At 66.0% G+C, this 22,006-nt stretch carries 18 protein-coding genes; 7 read left to right on the top strand and 11 right to left on the bottom strand.

Features of this window, described 5'->3' with window-relative positions; translation table 11 throughout:
* Positions 1-4: 4 nt before the first annotated feature.
* A complete protein-coding gene (locus KY501_RS51015; RefSeq protein WP_224372862.1) occupies positions 5-727 on the top strand; it encodes a DUF4386 family protein in 723 nt (240 codons plus the stop codon).
* Here the strand turns inward: KY501_RS51015 and KY501_RS51010 are convergent.
* Positions 712-1,671 carry an AraC family transcriptional regulator gene (locus KY501_RS51010; RefSeq protein ID WP_224372861.1) on the bottom strand — a complete coding sequence of 320 codons (960 nt, stop codon included), beginning with the start codon at positions 1,669-1,671 and terminating at the stop codon, positions 712-714. The two genes, KY501_RS51015 and KY501_RS51010, sit on opposite strands and share 16 nt — an antisense overlap.
* An 836-nt stretch (positions 1,672-2,507) precedes the next feature.
* Here KY501_RS51010 and KY501_RS51005 point away from each other — a divergent pair.
* Positions 2,508-3,191: a hypothetical protein gene (locus tag KY501_RS51005; RefSeq protein ID WP_224372860.1), complete on the top strand. Its 684-nt coding sequence runs from the start codon at positions 2,508-2,510 to the stop codon at positions 3,189-3,191.
* A gap of 60 nt (positions 3,192-3,251) precedes the next feature.
* On the opposite strand, the gene KY501_RS51000 is transcribed toward KY501_RS51005, so the two are convergent.
* The 4 genes from KY501_RS51000 to KY501_RS50985 all read right to left on the bottom strand — a co-directional run bounded on the left by KY501_RS51000 (position 3,252) and on the right by KY501_RS50985 (position 8,929).
* On the bottom strand, positions 3,252-3,881 hold the full coding sequence (locus tag KY501_RS51000; protein ID WP_224372859.1) for a TolC family protein: 630 nt from the start codon (positions 3,879-3,881) through the stop codon (positions 3,252-3,254).
* 43 nt (positions 3,882-3,924) lie between these two features.
* Positions 3,925-7,029 (bottom strand): efflux RND transporter permease subunit, encoded by a 3,105-nt coding sequence (locus tag KY501_RS50995; RefSeq protein ID WP_224372858.1) that lies wholly within the window; start codon positions 7,027-7,029, stop codon positions 3,925-3,927.
* Between the two features lie 57 nt (positions 7,030-7,086).
* Entirely contained in the window at positions 7,087-8,202 is a 1,116-nt protein-coding gene (locus KY501_RS50990; RefSeq protein ID WP_224372857.1) for an efflux RND transporter periplasmic adaptor subunit, read from the bottom strand.
* Between the two features lie 127 nt (positions 8,203-8,329).
* Positions 8,330-8,929: a TetR/AcrR family transcriptional regulator gene (locus KY501_RS50985; RefSeq protein ID WP_224372856.1), complete on the bottom strand. Its 600-nt coding sequence runs from the start codon at positions 8,927-8,929 to the stop codon at positions 8,330-8,332.
* A 118-nt stretch (positions 8,930-9,047) separates the two neighbouring features.
* Between KY501_RS50985 and KY501_RS50980 the strand changes: the two genes are divergently transcribed.
* Together KY501_RS50980 and KY501_RS50975 are read left to right on the top strand one after the other, a co-directional pair.
* Entirely contained in the window at positions 9,048-9,767 is a 720-nt protein-coding gene (locus KY501_RS50980) for a hypothetical protein (RefSeq protein ID WP_224372855.1), read from the top strand.
* 29 nt (positions 9,768-9,796) lie between these two features.
* Complete coding sequence (locus KY501_RS50975; protein WP_224372854.1) at positions 9,797-10,474, top strand: hypothetical protein; 678 nt, start codon at positions 9,797-9,799, stop codon at positions 10,472-10,474.
* A 31-nt stretch (positions 10,475-10,505) separates the two neighbouring features.
* On the opposite strand, the gene KY501_RS50970 is transcribed toward KY501_RS50975, so the two are convergent.
* The 6 genes from KY501_RS50970 to KY501_RS50945 all read right to left on the bottom strand — a co-directional run bounded on the left by KY501_RS50970 (position 10,506) and on the right by KY501_RS50945 (position 19,100).
* Positions 10,506-11,408 carry an aminotransferase class IV gene (locus tag KY501_RS50970; RefSeq protein ID WP_224372853.1) on the bottom strand — a complete coding sequence of 301 codons (903 nt, stop codon included), beginning with the start codon at positions 11,406-11,408 and terminating at the stop codon, positions 10,506-10,508.
* Between the two features lie 55 nt (positions 11,409-11,463).
* Positions 11,464-12,960 carry a hypothetical protein gene (locus KY501_RS50965; protein WP_224372852.1) on the bottom strand — a complete coding sequence of 499 codons (1,497 nt, stop codon included), beginning with the start codon at positions 12,958-12,960 and terminating at the stop codon, positions 11,464-11,466.
* Positions 12,855-13,517, bottom strand: coding sequence for a hypothetical protein (locus KY501_RS50960; protein WP_224372851.1), 663 nt, complete (start codon positions 13,515-13,517; stop codon positions 12,855-12,857). Before KY501_RS50960 ends, KY501_RS50965 begins: the two co-directional genes overlap by 106 nt.
* Before the next feature lie 185 nt (positions 13,518-13,702).
* Positions 13,703-14,185 carry a hypothetical protein gene (locus KY501_RS50955; protein WP_224372850.1) on the bottom strand — a complete coding sequence of 161 codons (483 nt, stop codon included), beginning with the start codon at positions 14,183-14,185 and terminating at the stop codon, positions 13,703-13,705.
* A gap of 68 nt (positions 14,186-14,253) precedes the next feature.
* The gene (locus KY501_RS50950) at positions 14,254-17,466 is read right to left on the bottom strand and encodes a TonB-dependent receptor (RefSeq protein ID WP_224372849.1); all 3,213 of its coding nucleotides are present in this window, start codon (positions 17,464-17,466) and stop codon (positions 14,254-14,256) included.
* 254 nt (positions 17,467-17,720) lie between these two features.
* Positions 17,721-19,100, bottom strand: a complete 1,380-nt coding sequence (locus tag KY501_RS50945) for a tetratricopeptide repeat protein (protein WP_224372848.1) — start codon at positions 19,098-19,100, stop codon at positions 17,721-17,723.
* A gap of 352 nt (positions 19,101-19,452) precedes the next feature.
* Here KY501_RS50945 and KY501_RS54155 point away from each other — a divergent pair, with 352 nt between their 5' ends.
* From KY501_RS54155 to KY501_RS50930, 3 genes are all read left to right on the top strand, one after another.
* Positions 19,453-20,016, top strand: a complete 564-nt coding sequence (locus KY501_RS54155) for a DUF6310 domain-containing protein (protein WP_309243065.1) — start codon at positions 19,453-19,455, stop codon at positions 20,014-20,016.
* Position 20,017: 1 nt separating this feature from the next.
* Positions 20,018-20,776, top strand: coding sequence for a DUF5953 family protein (locus tag KY501_RS50935; protein ID WP_224372846.1), 759 nt, complete (start codon positions 20,018-20,020; stop codon positions 20,774-20,776).
* A gap of 558 nt (positions 20,777-21,334) precedes the next feature.
* Positions 21,335-21,904: a hypothetical protein gene (locus KY501_RS50930; protein ID WP_224372845.1), complete on the top strand. Its 570-nt coding sequence runs from the start codon at positions 21,335-21,337 to the stop codon at positions 21,902-21,904.
* Positions 21,905-22,006 lie beyond the last annotated feature (102 nt).

The raw sequence follows: 22,006 nt of genomic DNA, 5'->3' as shown, positions 1-22,006 counted from the left end.
CCCCATGTTCACGCGCAACCTCCAACGCGTCGGCGCGATTGCCTTGGTCTTGGGTGCCGCCGGGTTTGTCCTCGTTTTCTTCTACCTCCACGCAGCGTTCGACTATCCGGCCATCCTGAGCCACGGCGCCGGCGAGGTGCTTCCTCGCCTCGCCGCGGGCGGTGCGACCCTCCGAGCGGCCTGGCTTCTGTACAGCGCTCTGCCGCTGACGTTGCTCTTCGCCGGCATTGCGTCGATGCCCCTGCTGGAGGACGGCAGTGGGCGCGGGCTCGCCCGGCTGGGTGCAGCGGCGGCCGTCCTGGCCGCAGTCACCATGATGCTCGGCCTGTTGCGTTGGCCGTCGATTCACGACGCGCTCGCCTCGAGCTGGGCTTCGGCGAGCGCCGATCACCGTGAGCTCTTGGGAACCCTGTTCGACGCTGCCAACCGGTACCTGGGCAATCTCCTCGGTGAGCTGCTTGGAGAGCTGTCCCTCGCAGGTTGGTTCGCGTGCATCGGGTTTGCGCTGTGGCGCTCGGAACAACGGACAGGCGGAGCGCTCGTGCTTTCTGCGGCTGCGATTGTGGCCATCGGCGCGCTCCGCCAACTGACCTCGGTGGTCGCACCCATCGCCGAGGTAGGCAACGTGGTGCTGCCACTCGGATTGTTCCTGATCGCCGGATTCATGTTCAGAACATCTCCGGCAGCAGTCGCACGGGCGCGCGCGGACGCTCAGCCTCGCTCTTGAAACTCGCGCGGGGTCAGTCCAGTCCAACGCTTGAACGCCTTGAAGAACGCGGGGGGTTCGGTGAACCCAATCAAGTACGCCACCTCGCTCGCGGTGAGCGTACCGCGTGCCAGGTAACGCTTGGCGAACTCCTCGCGAACTTCGGCGAGCAGGTCGTTGTAGCTGGTTTGCTCTTCGGCGAGTCGGCGTTGCAAGCTTCGGGTGCTCATCCCGAGGCGCTTGGCAATCGCTTCGATTCCGCTGTCCCCGCCGTCCATCACCCCGATCAGCGTTTTTCGAACCTGTGCCGTCACCGTATTTGCCGCACCCAGCTTCTCGATCATCTTCCGGCACTCGAGATCGAAGTAATCCCGCAGCCGCGAGTTGAAGGTGGTGACGCCGACCTCGCGCAGACCCACGGGATACACCAACTCGTACCGCGGGCACCCAAACCGGGGCGTGGTGCCATAGAAGGAGAGATACTCGGTCGCGCCGGGCGGGGCGGCGTGCCGCAGACGAACCTCGACCGGTCGCGGGGGCGAATGGCCGAGCTGGCGGATGGCCTGCTCCATGTTGGCCATGTGGTAGTCCATCGCTGCGCGGTAGCCGACGTCGTCGAGCGCGCCGGGCCAAGGAAGCCAGCTGATTCGCGTCGCATCGCGGTCGACGTCCATCTCGTACGTCGCACCGACGGTATAGAGGCGACTGTAGTGAAGCGTGCGATCGAAGGCCTCGCCGATGTTGGCGCAGCTCATCGCCAGAAAGCCAAAGATCTCATTGTCTTCGTGCCGGAACGCCGAGGCGACTCGCAGCGGGAAACCGTGGTCGAAGAGCGCCATCGCACGCCGCCAGACCTCAAAGTAGCGCTCGACTGCGATGTGCGCGTCACCCCGCGGAGGGGTGTTGGCATCGACCCCGCTGCCGCGCAGCAGTGGCTCTGGATCCGCGTCGAGGGTTCGGGCCACGTGGGCCACGAGAAACGGGACAACGCCGCTGACCGTGTGCATGCGAAGGGGAGGGAGGTTATCACGCCTCTGCAGCGGGAGGCGTTCTAGGGCTGGTGCGGATGACGCTCCAGGTGCTCGAGGGCTCGGAGGCCGAGGTACTCTATCGAGGGCTCGGGTCCCATGAACTCCGGCTGGGGTGCACTACGACTTGTACCTCTCGTCCGCCCGCGCCCGCACGAGACGGGACGGAGCGGAGAAACGATCCGGTGTGAGATCAAGGCGTTAGCCGGTAACAGCGCGACCTGCTTGGGGTTTTGCTTCTGCCTTGTTACGGGTTCGATTCCCGCAGCCTCCATGCAGAACAACCCACTACATGGAGTCGAGTTCTCTCCTACGCAGCGCGCCGACGGTAGCGAGCGAAACGCATAGCGCACTGGCGCTGGCGGCGGCTCCGTCAGCAGGCTCAGAAATTCGTGGCCCACGGGTCATGGATGGCAGCAATGCCATCTGCTTGGAGCATCCACTTCGCTTGCGTCTCGGACAGTGGCGGAAGGCTGGCAAAGCCCTTGCTAACCCATGGAGCGTCCAAACAAGGGGGTTCCATGGTCTTCCGAAAGAATGGGTTGATGCCAATGACGCGCGTAGTGAGAAGCACCCTGTACCGCCTGCTGCTGGCCGCGCCCGCCCTCCCATTGACAGCCTGCGGGCCGACCGACGACTGCGGGGGGCCAGCCCCCCGCTTCATCGACAGCGTCGAGCGCAATCCGGACGGAACCACAAACTGCACCCAATGCCCCAAGAGTTCCGCTGGCACCACCGCAATCGCCTGCTGGGCGATCTCGGATGAGGGGAGAATGAAGACCCAGTGCGACTACTACTCGTGTTCCAACGATGGCCGTCGACCGGAGGGGCTGCGGGACGCACGGCTGCACGAGGCAGGGTGTGAGCTTGGCGCGCTCTATGCCCATGTCGCCTGGCTGGAGGCGGCTTCGGTCCCTGCCTTCCTCCGACTTGCTGATGAGCTGCTCGCGCATGGCGCCCCGGAGGCCCTGGTCAAAGCGGCACGGCGCTCGGCACAGGATGAGGTGCGCCACACCCGCGTCATGCAGGCCCTGGCCCACCGCCACGGATCGAGCATGCCCGAGGTGGACATTCCGCCCTTCCAGCCCCGCTCCCTGGAGGCCATGTGCGCGGAGAATGCAGTCGAAGGCTGCGTGCGCGAGACTTTCGGCGCCCTGGTCACGGGCTGGCAGGCGCGCACCGCTGGTGACGCGGAGGTACGCCGCGCGCTGGGTTCCATCTCCCGAGACGAACTGCGCCACGCCGAGCTGGCCTGGGCTGTGGATGCCTGGGCCGCGGAGCGCCTCACCCCGCCAGAGCGTGAGCGCATGCTCCAGCTTCGCCGAGAGACACTGCGTGCGCTGGAGAATGAAGTGGGCAGCCAGCCTCCGCCCGAGCACTTCGTGCGCGAGGCAGGGGTCCCCACCCGTGAACAAGCGCTGAGCCTGCTCCAGGGCCTGGCGGCGCTGGTCGCGTAGCCGCACCAGCAGCTCACCTCCGCCGGCCACGCCGCAGCGGACCGGCGCCCCCACCGTCGCTCAGCTCCCCTGGGAGGCACTTGATCGCACCGCTTCCGTGTCAGGAGCAGCCGGGGTGGGATCGAAGTCGCCCACCGCGCGTGCCAGTTCGAGCCGGGCCAGGCGCACGTTGAGCGACTCGGCGACAGCCGCCAGCTCCGCCTGCGCGAGGGCCGAGTTGGCATCCGACACCTCGAGGTAGGTCGCGGCGCCCAGCTCGAAGCTGTGCTTCACCTGCTGCGCGGACTCACGCGCCACCACGACCTGCTCCTGCGCCGTGGTGAGGTTCTTCTCCGTCGTCTCCAGATCGTCGCGGGCGCGGCGCACCTCGTCGCGCGCCTTCTCCTCGGCGGCGCGCAGCGCGGCGTTCGCCTCGGCGATGCGCCCGGATGCCTCGCGCAACTGCGCCTCGCGCAGACCACCGTCGAAGAGCGTCCAAGAGACGCCCAGCCCCACGCTCCAACTGCTGTTCTGGCCGGTGAAGCCTCCCGCATTGCTCAGGTTGTAGGTGCCCGTGGCGGCCAAGTTTGGCAGATAGCGCGCGGCCACGGCACGGCGCTGCCCACGTGCGACGTCCACGCCCACGCGCGAGGCAGCCACGTCGAACCGAGCCTCCAGGGCGTGCGCCTCGGCACTCGCGGGGTCCGCCATGGTCCCCTGCCCCACCGCCCCCTGCTCCAGAGGAGAGCGGCAGCTAGACAGCGCCCGGCACAGGGCTCGCGTCCGGCTGAGCCTCAGCGGGCTCCTCGGCCTTGTTGTGGCGCTTGCGCGAAGCGAGACCGTCCAGCAGCGAGTACACCACCGGCACCACCACGAGCGTGAGCACCGTGGAGGTAATGAGGCCGCCGATGATGACGAGCGCCATGGGCACGCGAGTCTCGGCACCATCACCGCGAGCCAGCGCCACCGGCACCATGCCGGCCACCATGGCGATGGTCGTCATGAGGATGGGGCGCAGGCGCACAGGCGCCGCCTCCAGCAGCGCGTCTCGCGCGCTCTTGCCGGCCTCGCGCAGCTGCTGCGTGAAGTCGACGAGCAAGATGCCGTTCTTCACCACGAGGCCCATCAGCATGATGACTCCGATGAGGGCAATCATCGACAAGGCGTTGCCCGACAGCAGCAGCGCGCCAATGGCTCCGATGACCGCGAAGGGCAGCGAGAGCATGATGGTGAACGGGTGGATGTAGCTCTCGAACTGCGCGGCCAGGATCATGTACAGCAGCAGGATGCCCAGCCCGAGCGCCATGGCGAAGGCCACGGCCGTCTTGCCCATCTCTTTCGCGTTGCCGGAGAAGCTCCCCGTCACGCCCTTGGGCAGCTCCTGCTGGGACTGCGCCGTGAGGAAGCTCATCGCCTCGCCCAGGGAGTAGCCGGGCGCGAGGTTGGCCAACAGGGTGATCTGGCGCTGCTGGTTGAGGCGATCGATCTGCACCGGGCCCTCGGAGGGGGTGATGTTCGCCACGTTGCGCAGCTCCACCAACTGGCCGCTCGTGGTGCGCACGGTGAGCTGCCCCAGCGCCTCCTGGGAGGCGAGCGTGGCATCGGGCAGGCGCAGCTTCACGTCGTACGTCTCGCCGCCCTCGCGGTACGTCATGAACTCATCGCGGCCGAGGTACGCGCGCAGGGCAGCACCCACCTGGGCAGCCGGCACCCCCAGCTGCGCCGCACGCTCGCGATCGATGCGAACATCGTACTGAGGCTTGCCACTGCGATACGTCGTGTCGATGTCAGTGAGCCCCGGGTTGGACTTCATGGCCGAGACCAGCTTCTCGCTGCCAGCGACGACCTGGGACCAGTTGGTACCGCGCAGCACGTACTGCACCTGCTGGTTGCGGCCGCCACCGCCCACGCCAGAGACGTCCTGCACGGACATCAACACGCCCGGGCGCTGCGCCAGCGTTTCACGCAGGCGGACCTTGAAGGACTCCTGATCGAAGTTGCGCTCCTTGCGCGGCACCAGGTTCACCAGAACCTCGCCCTTGTGCACCTCCTCGAGGGCGCCACCGCCCGCCGTGCTGAACGTCTCCTTCACTCCCTCCATGCCGCGCACCTGCTGAGCCACGATGCCGAGCTCGCGCTCGGTGTCCTCCAGGGTGGAGCCCACGGGCAGCTCGAGCGTCACGCGCACCGTGCCGTTATCGGCGGTCGGGATGAAGGTGAACTTGAGGAAGCGGGCCATCCCCAGCGTCAGCACCAGCACGCCGACGGCGGCAGCCATGGCCAGGCCGCGGCGGTTCAGCACCGCGCCCAGAATGCTCCGGTACCCGTTCTCCATGCCCACCAGCACGCGCTCGATGGCGGCGCTCACGCGATTCGTCGGAGCCCCGTGCCCGTGCCCCTTGAGCAGGCGGCTGGACAGCATGGGCGTGAGCGTCATCGACACGGCGTAGGAGATGAGCACCGCCACCGCCACCGTGACGCCGAACTGGTAGAAGAACCGGCCAATCATTCCCTCCATGAAGGCCACGGGGATGAACACGGCCACGATGGCGAGCGTTACGGCGAACACCGCGACGGCGATCTGCCGGGTGCCATCGAGCGCCGCCTGGATGGGCGTCTTCCCCTCTTCCAGGTGGCGCACGATGTTCTCGATGACCACGATGGCGTCGTCAATGAGCAAGCCGATGGAGAGCGTCAAGGCGAGCATCGTGATGATGTTGAAGGTGAAGCCCAGCAGGGCCATCACCGCGAAGGTGCCGACGACGGACACAGGCAGCGCGATGGCACTCACCAGCGTGGAGCGCAGGTTGCGCAGAAACACGAGCACGATGAGGATGGCGAGCACGCCACCCACCAGCATGTCCTCCTGCACCGCATGGATGGAGGCGCGGATGCTGGTGGAGTTGTCGCTGATGGTGCTCACCGTCACGCCCTGAGGGAGCTGGGAGTTGAGCTCCGCGAGCGACTCCTTGACGAGCTCGGCCACCTGCACAGTGTTCGCACCCGACTGCTTGCGCACCACGAGTGCAATGGCAGCCCCGGTGTCCGAGCGCGCAAGGCCGCGAGCCTCCTGGGCTCCGTCCACCACCGCCGCCACGTCACGCACGCGCACCGGGGTGCCGTTGGGGCTGGCCAGGATGATGTCGCCGATCTCCGAGACACTGCGCGCCTCGGCCGTCAGGCGCACGATGCGCTCGCGCCCACCCTGCGTGGCGCGCCCGCCGGGCAGATCCACGCTCTGCGCCTGGAGGGACTGGCTCACATCGCCAATGGCCAGCCCGTAGCCGCGCAACCGCTGCGGATCGACCACCAACTGGATCTCCCGCTTGCGGCCACCCACCACGCCGATGCTGCCCACGCCCGGCTGGCTCTGCAGCGAGGGTTTGACGACGTCCTCGGCCACGCGCGTCAGCTCGTCGATGGGCAGCGAGCCGGACAGCGACAGCGTCAAGATGGGCGCCGCGCCGATGTCGAACTTCTCGACGACGGGCGTTTCGATGCCGTTGGGCAGTGAGCGCAACGTGGCCTGCACGCGGTCACGCACGTCCTGGGCCGCCACGTCCACGTCGGTGTCCAGCTTGAAGGCGATGGTGATCTGGCTGATGTTCTCCAGGTTGATGGAGTTGAGCTCGTCCACGCCGTTGATCGTGTTGAGCGCCTCCTCGAGCGGATCGGAGACGTTCTTCTCGACGGACTCAGGGTCCGCGCCCGGCAACAGCGTGGTGACGGTGACGACGGGGATGTCGACGTTGGGGTACTGGTCCACGCCGATGCGTGGGTAGGCGTAGAGGCCGAAGACGACGACCGCCGCCATCAACATCAGCGTGAAAACGGGGCGTTTGATGAATGTCTGGAGCATGGGAACGGTGTCCGGAAAGAAGAGAGAAATGGAAGAGAGGAGGAAGGCCGCCCGGAGCTACTGGACGACCTGAAGCGCGGTGCCGTTCTGGAGCGGCATGCTCGCGTCGGCGACGACGCGCTCCTGAGGCTCGAGCCCGTGCACCACGCGCACGAAGCCGGGCAGCACGCGCTCCACCTTGACGTCGCGGCGCTGCGCCTTGCCGTCCTGCACGACCCAGACGAAGCCCTGCTGGCCCTGCGCCTGCACGGCCTGCGAGGGCAGGAAGAGCCCCGCCTGGCCCTGCTCGCTCTCGGAGGAGGCCGCGGCCGAGAAGTCAATCTCCACGAGCGCCCCGGCGCGCAGCTGCACCCCGCCAGCACTCTGGACCGGCAGCACGTCCGCGAGCACCTCGACGGTGCGCGTCTGCTGATCGATGGTGGCCCCCAGGCTCGTCACGCGCGCCTCGAAGGGAGCACCAGAGGGGTTGATCGTGCCCTTGACGACGCTGCCCACCTTCACGCGATCCACGAAGGCCTCGGGCACCGGAGCGCGAACCTCGAGTTCCTGCGTGTTGACGAGGCCGAAGATGGCCGTGCCGGGCGACACGTAGTCCCCCTCGTTGCGGTTGCGGCTGGTGATGACACCATCGAAGGGCGCCGTGAGGGTGGCGTCACGCAGGTTCTCCTGCGCGTTGGCGAACGCGGCGGCCGCCTGGGCGGCCTGTGCCTGAGCCTGTCGGTAGCCCACCTCCGCCTTGTCGAGGGAGGCGCGCGCCAGGCTACCCGCCTGCGCCAGGGCCCGCGCCCGCTCCACCTCCCCCGTCGCGCCGTCGAGCGTCGCATCCGCCGCCGCCTTCGCGGCCCGCGCCTGATCCGCGGCGATGCGAGCATTGGAGGTGTCCAGTTGAGCCAGCACCTGGCCGCGCTTCACACGCGCGCCCACCTTCACATGGACACGCGTGAGGGTACCGGACCCCTGGGCGCTGAGCGTCGCCTCCTGCTTGGAGCGCACGCTGCCGGTGGCCTGCAGGACGTTTGCCTCGAGCTGGGTGGCAGGCGTGAGAGCCCGCACACCCACCGGCTTCTGGGCCACCTGGGCCGCCTGAGGAGGAGGAGCGGCCTTGCTGCCCCCGCCGCACCCCGCCGCCACCACTGCCACTGCCACCACGGCCGACTTCACGAACGTCTTCATCGCTTCATTCCTTGTTCTGTGGGTCTGGAGCCTTCGACAGGAATCCAGACCCGGTGACTGGATTGGTTTTCTGGTCATTTTCGGGCGCACGAACGCCTCACCCCTACGCACGAGGAAGTGCAGGGAGTCAGTTCTTGGGATGGGGCGCCTCGCGTGGAGGCGAGAGGCCGCGAATGAAGATCTCGAAGTAGGCGTCCAACGCTGCCCGATGCGGGGGACTGAGGCCCTGCGTCATCAGCTTGATGACGCTCCCCGAGAGCGTCTCCACGAGCCCCGCCGCCACCAGGTGAGGCTCTGCGACAGCGAAGACCCCTTGCGCATTGCCCTCGGCGAGGATGCGCGCGAGCACCGCGGCATCCTTCTCCTGCATCTCAGGCACGAGGTGCAGGGCCTGCGTGCCCAGATCGAAGATCGTCTCCGCCTGGAGACGCTGCCCGAAAGGCGTTCGTGCGCTCTGCTCCAGCTTGCACTGGATGAATGCCCGAACCCGGCCGTCGGGGGTCGAGGCCCGACGCACGACCGTCTCGAGCTCGGCAAGCCCCTGCGCATGAGAGAGCCGGAGGCAGGCCTCGAACAGCTCCTCCTTGCTCTCGAAGTGGAGGTAGATGCTGCCCTTGCCGACACCTGCTCGGCGGGCAATGTCCTCCATGGAGGCCTTCTTGAAGCCGAAGCGAGCGAAGACCTCACCGGCGGCGTTGAGGATGGCTGTGCGAGGGTCGGAACTCATTGACCAGAATAGTAATCCGGTCAGTCAGTCAGCGCAAGTCTCCTGGTCCCCGAGGCGAAGTCCCCTCCCCTCCAGCCAGCCGGAGGCCCGTTCGGCCCCCTGCTATGAAGAGAGTCCCATGCCCTCGAACCTCCCGAATCGATCGAAGCGGCTCTCCTCCACCCTCGCGCTGAGCCTGGCGTTGGGAACGCTGGCAGCGGGCGCCGGAGACACGCCCAAGAGTGTGATGGACTACTACCAGCAGCTCCCTGCCACCGCCTTCCCCGACAGCACCCGGTACGAGCTGACGCGGTCCAAGAGCGGCTGGATCACGCACTCGAAGGCGGGAGACGACGAGATCTCCGTCACCGTCGATACCAAGAACGGCTACATCGAGTTCACCGACGAGGGAACCGGCGGAGGAGACGCGAAGACGCAGGTGGCGCTCTTCCTCAAGGAGGACAAGACGCCGATCATGGCCGTGAGCATGAGCAGCTTCGACGGCGTGTCAGTCTCGGGCGGCATCACCTTCGCCGAGTTGGCCGGCAATCAGTGGAAGACCGTCACGGACCACGTGCTCCCCTTTGAGATGCAGATCGAGGACTTCCTCGATGAGAAGTGCCTGGAGGCCCTGAATCCGGCGATGAGAACCAACCTGATCAACGAGGGAGTCATCTACACCCTGCCGCGGCAGGGCACTACGATCCGGGCCTCGGTCAAGGTCACCGAGTACATGCTCAAGGACGAATTGCAGGGCAAGAAGTCCCCCTGCCCCAGCGAGAACCCCCGCGAGATGAAGTGGGACAAGAAGGCGGGCCGGTTCTCCTTCGTGGCCGTGAAGCCGGCTGGGAAGAAGTGAAGAAGCAACCCGCCAGGAGGCGACTCCGAATGCTGACACGAACGCTCGTGCTGTTGCTGCTGTGTGCGCTTCCCGCGCTGGCCCAGGAGCCCAAGCTTCTCGATCCCAACAAGGTGCCTCGCGAGGGCCAGGATCCCAAGGTCTTCGTGCCCCAGGGCTGGAGGATCGAGGACATCTACAAGGGTGACCTGAACAAGGATGACAGCCTGGACGTGGTCATCCAACTGGTCGAGGACGGCCCCGAGACGGACGCGGAGGGCGTGGTCCAGACCCACTCGCGTGCGCTCGTGGTCCTGCTGGAGCAGGGAGGAAAGCTGCACCGGGTAGGCGTCTCGAATCGCGTTCTCTACTGCACCACCTGCGGAGGCGCCCTCAGCGCTCCGGGGCCCGGTCAGGTGAAGATCGAGAAGGGCATCATCCTCGTCGACCAGCTCCGGGGCGCGCGAGAGATCGTCCACACCATCTTGCGCTTCCGCTATGAGCCCCAGGACAAACGCGTGCTCCTCATCGGGCAGGATGACATCCAGACGGACCGCAACTCGGGCGAGTCGAAGAGCGTGAGCATCAACCGGCTCACCGGAAAGCGCATCACCGAGAAGCTCCAGTACGACGCGAAGAAGGACAAGGACGTCGTCCTCTCCTCGAAGCAGGACAAGGTAACCGTGAAGAAGCAGTACCTCGAGGACGTGGTCCCCCCAGAGGAATGAAGGCCCGCCCGCGCCCCGAGTGGAGCCGCACTCAGACGTACGTGAGCCACTCTCTGAATGCCTCGTCGCTCCCGCTATGGATGGCGAGGAACCGCTGCGTCAGGCGCGCCGTCACAGGGCCCGGCGCGGGGCCCAGGGCGCGTCCATCCACGTGGCTGATGGGCGCGAGCGGCAGTGACGTCCCCGAGAGGAACACCTCATCCGCATTCCGGAACGTCTCGAGTGGCAACGGCTCCTCGCGCACGGGGATGCCCTCCGCGCGAGCGAGGGCGAGCACCGAATCCCGAGTGATTCCTGCGAGCACGTAGCGCAGCGGCGGCGTCCACACAGCCCCTCCAACGACGGCGAACACGTTCGCGACGGGTGCCTCGGCGATGTGCCCCTCCCGGTCGAGGAGGACAATGTCGTCGGCGCCCGCGGCCTTGGCGCGCCGCCGGTGCAGCATCGGCCCCAGATAGGCCGCGCCGACCTTCACCGAAGGATCCAGTGCCTCGGGAGCCGCCTTGCGCGCGTCTGGAAACGTCGCGACGCGGATCGGCTTCGGAACTCCGGGCTCCTCAAGCAGTTGGCCGGCGATGGCGACATGGCCACGCGAGGAGCGCGGCAGCAGATCCGGCGCTCCCGCGGTGAAGAAGGCCGACCACCGCACGAGGCCTTCGTCCCGGCCCGTGGCGCGGACGACCTCGACGGACGCGCGGAGCAGTTCCTCCTCACCGTAGGAGAGTTCCAGCCCCACCGCCCGTGCCGACCTCAGGAACCGCGCGATGTGCTCGCGTGCGCGGAAGAGCGCGGGCCCCCTCGGCGTGGGATGGAACGAGCCCGCGTCGAACACGAGGCTCCCGCGCTGAGCAGCGTGCGCCATGACCGGCAGCTTCGCGTCCGTGGCATCCACGAGCGCACCTTCGAGCCAGAGACGTGGGGCTGTCACCGCCATGCATGTCCCTCCAGGAGACCGCGCAGCCTACCAGCACTGACCGTGTGGCCGCGCGTCACGGAAGGGCCTCCACCGAATCGCCCTTCCAACCACGCATCCGCAGGACACACTTGGTGCAGAAGTGCATGTGAGCGAGTGCAGCGAAGTTGTAGCCCATCATGCAGGCTCGGTGATCCGCGTCGTGGAAGTCCACGTTGGCGCCGGCGGGATCCGTCGCGTCCTGGAGCTTGTTGAGCAACGCGGGGGTGGTGCGCAGCGCGTCGAGGAACTTTCCGAGGATCGCCTTCTGCGCCATCCCCATCTCGACCGTCTGATCGATGTCCCTGCTATCGAAGCCCGAAGGTGAGTGGGGAAGGAAGAGCTGGTGCCCCATCTCGTGGGCCACGAGCACCTCCGCCCGGACGCCGGGCATGCTCTCCAGGGTGAAGCGCTTGGCGATCGCCTCATTCTTCGGATTGTCGGGGTTCTGCACGAGGCCATACAGGCCCTTCATGTTGCTGACGACGTCGTGAAGCGTCAGGGGTCGCACGAGCGAGAGCGGCACCAGCGTCATCAGGGAAGCCTCATCGCGGAGCACGGCATTGCAGGTGCCGCACTTGCGGCTCGCCTTGTTGGGGACGGAGAGCGCACTCTCGCACTCCGGACACTGGGTGCGGTTGGAGGGGGTCTCGAACCCCCAGCCCGAGGCCGAGAACATGTCGAAGTTGTTCTCGAAATCGAACTGGAACACATGGAGCCCCCGCTCATCGGCTGCCTGCTCCTGGATGAACAGACCGCAGACGCTGAAGAGGAGATCTCGCGTGAGATCCTTGCATACGGTGAGATAAGCAGTCTCATCCGCATAGCCGTGGATGGACTGCACCAGCTTCTGTTTGATCTCTTCGTCCGTCTTGCACGCATTCAGCGAGGTATCCACAGCCTGGGCCCTGAAGGCCGGATGCGTGACGGTGTCCAGGATCTGCATGGCCATTTTCCAGGAGCCCCAGGGAATGGCACCCAGCAGTGGAACGACGTCCCTCACGATCGTCGGGTCTCCCTTGAGCTCGGCACAGGTACGCAGAAACGCGACAAGCCGTGCCACCCTCTCAGGGTTCGTCTTCTTGTCATTGCTGAAATGTGTCTTGTACTTTCCAAGGGCGATTGCGCCGAGCTCCGCGTACGTCCGGAGTTTGATGGCATACCCTCTCTGGAATTGTTCATCCTGGGGTGAGAACACGGCCTGCTCTGCCGCAGACTTCTTGGCCACTTCCTGCATGAGAATCCGGGTGAAGGCAGCCCGGTCCATGGTCGCCGGGCGCACTGCCGCGGAGGAGTCGAAGTCGATGCCACTCCCCTTGAACTCCTGGACGAGCTTCTCCCAGGTGAACTTGCTCTGTCCCGAACCCAGTCCCCAGGTGCCGGGTGGCACCCAATGACGGGCGATACGCACGCGACGGCGCACGGTCATCACGTCCGTGCTGGCGCTGGGGACCGCGTAGGGAATGAAGTGAGCGGGGGTGTTCGCCGCTTGCGGCTGATCCCACACCGCCCTCCCGCCATAGGCGAAGTACACCGAGATCTGGAATTGATCCTCGGAAAGGTGAGCCCCTTCCCCGCTGGGAAACTCCTGCCCGGCAACTGAACATCGAGGTGGGAGTAGACCTCGAGATTGCGGCGGTTGAACCCCTTGTCCCCGACTCCTGTCGGCTTGGGAATGTACTTGGAGGAGCCAAGGGAGAGCTCGATCGAGTCCACCACCACGTCGATGTAGAGCCAGCGCTGGCGCGTCAGGAGGTTGGCCCCCGTGACGCTGACGACCGTCATCTCCAGCTTGTAGGGAGCCTGCTGCACGTTGAGGTGGTCCGTCGGGAACGCAGGGCTCGGATGGTAGGCGACGGTGACGTTCTGGCTCTGGGAGGCAAAGCGCTGCTCTTCGTTGTCATCCAGCCGGCCGGTGAAGGGCGTGGAGCCCACGGCGGGGCAGTCGCCAGGGTTCCAGCTGATCGTCTTGGTCCACAGGTGCGCGATGCCTGCCGTGGACAGATAGTACAGGTCCAGACGCGCCGAGAGGATGTGCGCGGGGTTCTGGAACGCCCAGTTGATGAAGAGCGAGTCGACACCCGGCGCCATCCGATACCGGCCCGAAGCTCCGGCGGCGAGATCACCGTGGGCATGGTCGAACGAGTTGGGCCCTGTCGTGGCCGGACTCCCGCTGAGACCAACATCCCTGCGCTCTCCTCTGGATGCGCGGGAGGTTACCCCAGCTGGCGCGACTCCAGGGGCGCCGGTGACAGGCTCGCCCTCCACTCTGAGTATCAGTAGAGGTCGAGGACTTCGTACTCGCCTGCCACCCAGTCGTGCGCGCCGTAAAACGTCAGCCGCTTCCCGGGTTCGAGAGGCTCGTACATCGACCAGGGATGGGGCTGGCCCAGGGATACCTTGAAGCCTGCGAGCTCGCCCTCCACCTGTTTCAGCGGAGGCTCCAGCACCAGCTCGAACATGACTTCGCCGCTGCGGAGATCCTTCAAGACCAGCACCGTCCCCTCGCGGAGACGTCCATCATCCCCCGAGGGCCCAAGCGGGAGGCTTTCGAGGGCGTTGCAGGTCCTCTTCGTCTTTTCGAGCAGGGTGGTCTCGATCTCGAGCAATGCGGCCCTGTTCTGCGGCGACCAGTCGGCCGCTGTCTGCTGGGCCTGGGCAACCTTCGACTCGGCGGCGACGAGAGCAGCCTCGAGCTCCTTGAGGAACAAGGCCCTGAGACGTGCTTTGTCCAACCGTGGGATGTCGACGTTGCTCATGAGGAGATCCACCCGGCCCGCCGGCGCGAGAGCTGCGCGTACCGGCGGGCCTAGTGGAGAGACGGCGGCTAGAAGACGTACTTCGCGCCCAGCTGAACGCGCCACCGCGACCGGGTGGGGCTCAGGACGACCGTCCGCACCGAGGTGGGCTCGGCGAACGTGTAGATAGGGCGGTTGTTCGCGGCGTCGTAACCCACGGCGCGGAGGAACTGCGACGCGTGGGTCTCGAAGCTGGCATCCTGCTCAGACAGTCCCCAGTCCGAGTTGATCAGGTTCAGGAAGTTGAAGATGTCCGCCTGCACCTCGAGGTGCTGTCCCTTGATCCACTCCGGGGAGTTCCAACCCAGCCGAACATCCACGGTGTTCTGCCACGGGTTGCGGCACGCACCGCGCTGGACGAAACCGCCCTTCGCCTCCCGGAGGCAGTCCTGGCTGTTGATGAACTTCTCCAGGGCCTCGTACTGCGCGGGATCCTGCAGCGAGATCTGCTCCGCGTTGGCCGGGACGAACACCAGGTCGTTCCCGCTGACTCCGTCCGCGTTCACGTCTCCGTTGACGACCCAGGTGTACGGCGACCCCGACTGGCCCACGTAGATGAGGCCGACGTTGAAGCCCAGCGGCAGGGAGCTCGTCGCGGTGAGGGTGATGCGGTGCGGGCGGTCGAACGCGGACGGCCGGACGTTGCGGTCCTGGATGGACCCGTCGATCGGCGAGAACTGGAAGTTCGAGAGCGCCTGCGCGCTCGTGAGGGAGATCCGGTCCACGGCGTCGGTGTAGGTGTAGGCCAGGCTGGCATCCAGGATTTCCGACAACCGCTTGCGCAGCTGCACCGTGCCGCTGAAGACGCGCCCACCGTTCTTGTTGAACACCTTCACGGCCTGGGCGAGGTTGGCGCTGTCGACGCGCGCTGGGTTGGCGCGGAAGCCCGTCGCCCCGAACGTTCCGTAGAGCGCCCGGCCCTCGCCGCTGTCCGACTCCTGGCGGGTGAGGTTCTCGTCGGTCGTGTACCAGCCGTTGATGTCCTTGGTGTAGAGCAGATCGAGCGTGCCCACCAGGCCGAACGGCAGCTTCCGGTCCGCGCCGAGCGCCACGCGGAAGTTCTGCGGATACTTCGTCTTCGGATCGAAGTAGTCGATCTCGCCCTGGTTGACGGGCGCCGTCGGCGCGCTGGTGCCGCCCGCGCAGTCGAACGGCTGGGCGCTCGGGTCGATGGTGAACGCGGGGACCTGGCCGTTGGTGACGTCACGCCGGCAGGTCAGCTCCACCTGCGACAGGCCGTTGATGCTGTAGGCGTTGGCCACCCACACGTAGGCCGGCCGGCCCGAGAAGACACCCGTGCCGCCACGCACGACGGTCTGCCCGCCGTCCACATCCCAGTTCACCCCGAGCCGCGGAGACCAGAGGGGGTTGCCGCTCGGCACCTTGCCGGTGTCGATGGGGAACGCCGCGTTGTCCAGCAGGCGCTGGTTGACGTTGGCCGCGGACAGGAAGGGCACGTCGAGGCGGATGCCGGGGGTGACAGTCAGTCCCTTGAACGGCGTCCACTCGTCCTGCGCATAGAGGCCCAGCTGGAACACGTTGAAGGCGGCCGTGCCAGGCTCCTGGAGATCGCTCACCCCGAAGCGGCGCTGGAACGCGACCGCATTGCCAGCCTCGAAGTCATCCAGGCTGTTGAAGGCCCACACGCCGGTGGAGGCCTGGAAGAAGGCGTTGCGCAGCTTCAGGTACTCGTTGTTGGTGCCGAGCGTGAACGCGTGATCGCCCCGCTTGTAGGTGATGCTGTCCTGCAACTGGTAGATGTCCTGATCCAGCTCGTTGAGCTGCGAGAACCGCTCGGCGCCCGCCGCGAGCCACGAATCCGCCGAGCCGAGCTGGCCGACCTTCACGAGGATCAGCGGGATGTCCATTCCGGGATCGCGATTGTCGCGAAGGATGGAGAAGCCCGCGAGCAGCTCGTTGGAGAGCTTGCCCTCCAAGAAGGTGGAGACGAGCTTCGCCCGGCCGATGTGGCTGCTGGTGGCCTGCGCATAGCCGCTGTTGGACAGCTGGTAGCCGTCGCGCAGACGGGTGACGGACGGCGAGGTCGGCGACCGCGTCAGCGAGTCCTGCAGGGCGTCCACGAAGTTGTAGGACACCTCCAGGTAGCTACCCGGGATGAGGCTGGTGCTGAGCTTGGCGAAGACGTTGTGGTCCGGGTTCCTCAGCTCCGTCGCCAGGGCCGTCCCGGCGTTGTTGACGCCGTACTTGTCGGCCAGGATCGAGGTGAACCGCTCGGCCTCGGCGTTGGTGAAGCCGGCGCGCTCCCTGTCCGCATCCGCATCCACTCCGCCAATCTGGAACGCGTTTCCGAAGGAGGACTTGCGCGCCTGGAGATCGGTGGTGATGAAGAAGTGGAGCTTGTCCTTGATGATCGGGCCGCCGAGGCTGAGGCCGTACTGCCAGGAGTTGTAGCCGAGGAACGTCGGATCATCCTGGTTGCCGGCGAGCTTCTTGTTCTGCCAGTACCCGAAGACCGAGCCGTGGAAATCGTTGGTGCCGCTCTTGGTGATCGCGTTCACCATGCCGCCGGCGAAGTTGCCGTAGCGCACGTCGAACGGAGAGACCTGGATGACGAAGGACTCGATCGCCTCGATCGAGAGGGCCTTGGCATTGGCCTGACCGCCCGGCGTCCCGCTCGAGGTGAGGCCGAAGAGATCGTTGTAGGAGGCGCCATCGATCTGGATGTTGTTGTAGCGGTTGTTCTGCCCCGCCATGTTGGTGCCGCTCACCTGCGGCGCCGTCGAGATCAGATCCGTGAAGTTACGTCCCTGGATGGGCAGATCGAGCACCTCCTTGCTGTCCAGCGTCTGAGAGGGGCCGGTGCGGCCGCGATCCGTGAGCTCGTCGGTGTTCACGGCGGCCACGACGACGATGTTCTCCTCCATGGTCTCGAACTTCTTCAGCTGGACGTTGAGCTGGATACGGCTGCCGAGCACCAGCTGCATCCCGGTGCGCTTGCTGCCGTAGTAGCCCTCGGAGCTGGCGGTGAGGCTGTAGGGGCCACCCGGGGGGACGTTGTCGAACTGGTATTCACCCGACCCGTCACTGACGGCGATGAAGTTCGCGCCCGTCGCGTCGTTGTGGAGCTCGACCGCTACGTCCGGGAGCGGTTTCCCGTCGGCGTCGGTGATTGTTCCTCTGAGTGCTGAGCCAGTGACGCCCTGGGCCAGTGCTGTGGATGCGAAGACCAGGGCTGTGAAGACGACAAGCCCCAGCCGACATGAACGAGACGGATTGCTCAAGTGACCCCTCCAAGGTGCATGAGCGGTGGACTACGCGGGTTCCAGGTTCCCACGGCCCTCTAGTGCGTTGCAGAACAATGTGAAGGGGCATCTCGGTGACAAATGCATGAACTGGGGTCCCCCTGACCCGGCTACCCAGGGGTTCCCCCACCCCTCCCTACCCAACAGGTGTGCCTGAGCTGCACCGCTTTCCCGTGAACCCCCGAAGACCCGGGAACTCGGCCCGCGTTCGCGGGGAACGGAGTAGGGCATCCTCACTCCTGAGTCCGCATCGGCGTCCCACCAGCAACGCGCGCGAGCGTCTCCACCGCGGCCTCGGCCTCCGGCAACAGCTCGCTCGCCGGATGGTTCTCCCGCGCTCTCGCCAGCCAGAGGCGGGCGGCCTCGTGCTGACCTCGCGACGTGGCGGCAAGTACCAGGCAACACGCGTTGAGCGCCCGATTCACCGGTTCGCTGTTCATGGCGTACGCCCGCTCGAGGAGCGGAACCGCCTCGGCTGCGCGTCCGAGCCATACGAGCACCGCGCCGCGCGTGCTGAGGGCGAAAGGGGCTCGAGGGAAACGTGAATGTGCGGCGGTGGAATGGGTGTCCGCCTCTCCGCGCAGGTCCTCACGACGGAGCCGGAAGTCCGCCCACGCAAGGTTGTTGCGGATCAGCCACCGCAGCGCCGGCACTGGCGGCTCCTCGTCCAGGAGTTCCAAGAACAAGTCGCGCGCCGCGGCCAGTTCGCCTTGCTGCAGTCGTACGATGGCCAGCGAGTTGCGCACGACCCACGAGCCGGGCGATCGAGCCAGCGCCGTCTCCAGCACGCGCAATGCCCCCGGAAGGTCGCCGGAGCAGCGCAGTTCCTCGGCCTCCGCGACCGCGGCGGAGATGGCCATCATGTCCAGTTCTCGCTGCGGGGCGAACGGCACCGAGAGCAGCCTCGCGCCATCGTTCTTCCCCAAGGGGAGCCACTTCAATGTGGGGAGCGGGACGAGGTTGAAGACCAGCAGCCACCCGTTGACGAAGGCCAACACCTCTGTGACAGCAAGTCCCCGCGTGAACGCCACCGTCGGGAAGATCGCCTCGCCCACGGAAGATGGCGGTGCCCCGTGCAGTGCGGCTCCCCAGATCGCGGCCGTGACGAGCGGCCCGGCGGCAATGGTCAACCACAGGCGGCCGCGCACACCCCCGACTCCGTCAGCCGCCAAGTAGGTGAACCCTGCGCTGGGGAACGCGTTCAGAGCGAGGCGCGTGCGGCCCCAACGCCATTGGAAGAGGCGCCGCCCCTGGCCGAGTTCGATGCGTGGCACCTCCAGGCCGAGCAAGCGGGCAGCGATCGCGTGCCCCGCTTCGTGCAGCACGATGCTGAGCGCGAGGAGCACCGGGAACACCACGGTGTTGACCAGGACCCATGCGCTCAGAGGCTGCCCACGCAGCACGGAGATCTCCAGGAGGAGAAGCGGCGGCGCAAACAATCCGAGAATCAGTCGGACCATGAACTCATTCGGTGTGAGGAGCGAGATGCAACGCTGCGGCTGCGTATCACGATCGATCGCTGTTGTCCCGCCAAGCCCCACCTCGAAATCATGGCCTGATATGACGCGGGCGAACCCGCGCGCCCCCGCGGCGGATTGAGAGGACGTGGCCATGCTTCACCGAACCTGCATCGCGCTCCTGCTGTGTCTGTCGGCCTGCGCCACAACGGAGCCAGGCCCGGGAACGTTGCCAGCCCCGAATCCGAGGCTCGCCAACCTGCAACGAGCGGCGCAGTTCCCCTGGACGGATGACGGGCATTGCGTGGTGCGAGAAGCATCCAACGAATGGCCCGTCCTGGCGGAGCGGTGCTACCACTCGCTCGACCACGACCGGGTCAGGTTTCGGGATGTCAAAGGCACGTGCGCTGTCGCATCCATGGATGCAGCGGTCTTGGGCGTGGGGCTCTGCGTATTCGTGGCACCGGAGATCGTAGTAGGAGCGGTGGTTGTCATAGGAGTCGTGGTGGTGGCCGCTGCCATCCAAGAGGGGCTGAATGCGTATGAGCGGAGTGCGTCCCGTGCGCGTGCGAAGCCCAAGACCCAAGCGCGCCCCTCCCCTCAAGAGGAACCCGCTGCGAATCGACAGCCCGAGCCGAACGGCTCTCCCGTGGGGAAGGATGGCTTACCCCCAGATCCGCCAGTTTCCCTGGCGCCGCAGGACCGCCAACCCGAGTGCGCGCCCAGACGGGCTTCGCATCGTGGCGGCAATGATCCTCACAACGAATGCGCTGACCGGATTCCGGAGAACAGCTTCCCGGGCTGGGATGTGCTCGTCAATGGCAAGCACTTCGACGCGCTGCAACTCGCCACGCGCACACTGTGGGAGGTCAAGACAGACAATTTCGACACGTACACGGACGACCTACAGGACATCGTGGTCAGAAGTCAGGTGCCAAAGCTGCAGCATGAACGCACGCTCGCCCGGGCCTGTGGATTTGACTTCAAGATCGGCGTGCGCAGCGCCGAGCACAAAGCGGCCCTGCTCAAGCAAGACCCTACCCTCAAAGTTGTCATCATGGATTGGTGCTGAGATGGCAGCCCGATCAAGTTCCCTCAACCTTATCGCGTACGCTCCCGCTCTTACGATGAACGATAGCCGTCCCTTGGAGATTGTTCATGGAATGGAACGCGCGTTCCCCGGCTTGCACCTGGGCTGGATGATCTCCGACAGTGGGCAGCGCATCCCCCTTCCAGATAGAGATGCCTTTGTCTCCCGCGAACGGAGGGACGGGGGCTTCCCACTCCTGCGCAACGGCGATGCGGCGTTCCGGGTAACCCTAACGGGATGGGAAAGTACAGCGGACAACTCGCCGAGTGGTCAGGCACAGTTGGAAATCCATGCGAACCTGCCATGGGCCGCAACGGGTGTCGCGGTTGCGGTGGATGTAATAGAGGCAATCGGCGAGAACTCACGGGCTTTCTGGGGGCATGTGCTGCCAGAGGGGGTGACCGTGACAGTGTCGGACCAGTTTCGCCACTCTGGGAATAGTCCCCATGTCCCGCCGAAAGGACTCCCCTCACTCAACCTCCCATGGCAACTCGTCTCACCTGAGATTCCGCATTACCTCGGATGGCTGAACTATTGGTCGGCCGCGACCGCGCAAGCCATCGGCTTCCCAGACCCGTCACGCGACGGAGAACTGCTCATGCGCGCGCGGTGCACGGCGTCGGGTGGGTGGGTGGTGCAACTCACGGATGCACCACTTGATCTCGAGAACCCCACGCACCTGGATATCCTCCTGCAGGCCTACGAGCGCTTCCCGGAGATCGGCGGGCGCTCGGCACCTTGACTAGAAACGGTCCTCCAAAAGCGCGAACTTTCTCGCGGGGAGCGCGAGGAAGCGCGGGCGAGCGGCGCCCGAGGTTCCACGTTCATCTCCAGGCCGAGGGCAGTGTCACCTCCGCATCGGTCAACCGAGGCAGCCGGGGCTCGGAGTGGGAAGCTCTTCCCTCATGTGGAGCGGCTCCTTCTTCACTGGAAGGTGGCGGCGGCGAGGAGGATACGGCCACCGGCGCTGATCACCCCGGGAAACATGAGAGGGTTTCGCCTGCGCACGACATTGCGAGGCCCTCACGTTCGCCCAGAAGCTCTTGAGCGTCCCTCACCCAACACTTCCCAGAAAATCGTGACAAAGCCTGACGCGAGCAGCATGGGCGGGTGATTCACGCGTGTGAACTGAAGTCGAGGTCAAAACTGACTCGTTGACCGCTGAATACTCCAATCGCATCCTACCTGCCCGACGCATCAGGTCTGTCTGTTGAACTCTGCTGTTGCTCTTCGAGTTGCTGTGCGCGATCCGTCTGGATTCTTCTCGATTTCGCATTGCCAGTCCCTCTCAGCTCTCTCTATGAAAACAACACTGAGCATCAATGCTCCGTTGTGCCTGCTCACCTTCGCAGCATGTCTGGCTCAACCTTCCTTCGCGCAGCGCTATGAGCCGGGCCAGATCAAACCCGAGCCCACGCCTCTGCAGAGCTCGGACACCCCAAGCAACCTCGCGGCCACCAAGGCGGCCACCGCAGGGGCTGTCACCGCAGGCGGTACCGGGTTGGGGTGGGAGACCGCCTTCGTCGAGGGGACGGCGGACTTCCTGGTGGAGCGGGCCGAGGGAGAGCTCAGCACTGTCCTGATGGTCCGGATTGGGAAGCAGCTCTGCGGCGCGGACAAGACAAAGCCCGAGGAGAAACCGGCGGAGCGTCGGCTCCTGCCGGAGACCTGCCGGCTCATGGACACATATTGGAAGGATCCGACCCAGCTCCTCGGCCCCCTGTTCATCAGCGCGGTGCGCTCGGATGTCGAGATGCTGCCGCCCCGCATGCTTCCTGCCGAGGGGGCTGCGCTGGTGGATGTCCTTTGGTACATCGCCAGGGAGTCGCGCAAGGGCCGCCCCACCCTGCAACTAGCACCAAACGCGTAAGCGGCTCGAAACGGGTGACTTGCAGAGTTCCGCCGGTGGTGGGTAGGGGGAGCTGACGCCAGCGCCCGGGAGTTCGCCTGTGGAGCCCTGAGCCGAGCGCCC

It is taken from the genome of Hyalangium versicolor (assembly GCF_020103695.1).
In the GTDB taxonomy this organism is placed as follows: Bacteria; Myxococcota; Myxococcia; order Myxococcales; family Myxococcaceae; genus Hyalangium; species Hyalangium versicolor.
The sequence above is the reverse complement of the archived record's forward strand: the minus strand, read 5'-3'. Positions and strand labels throughout refer to the sequence as shown.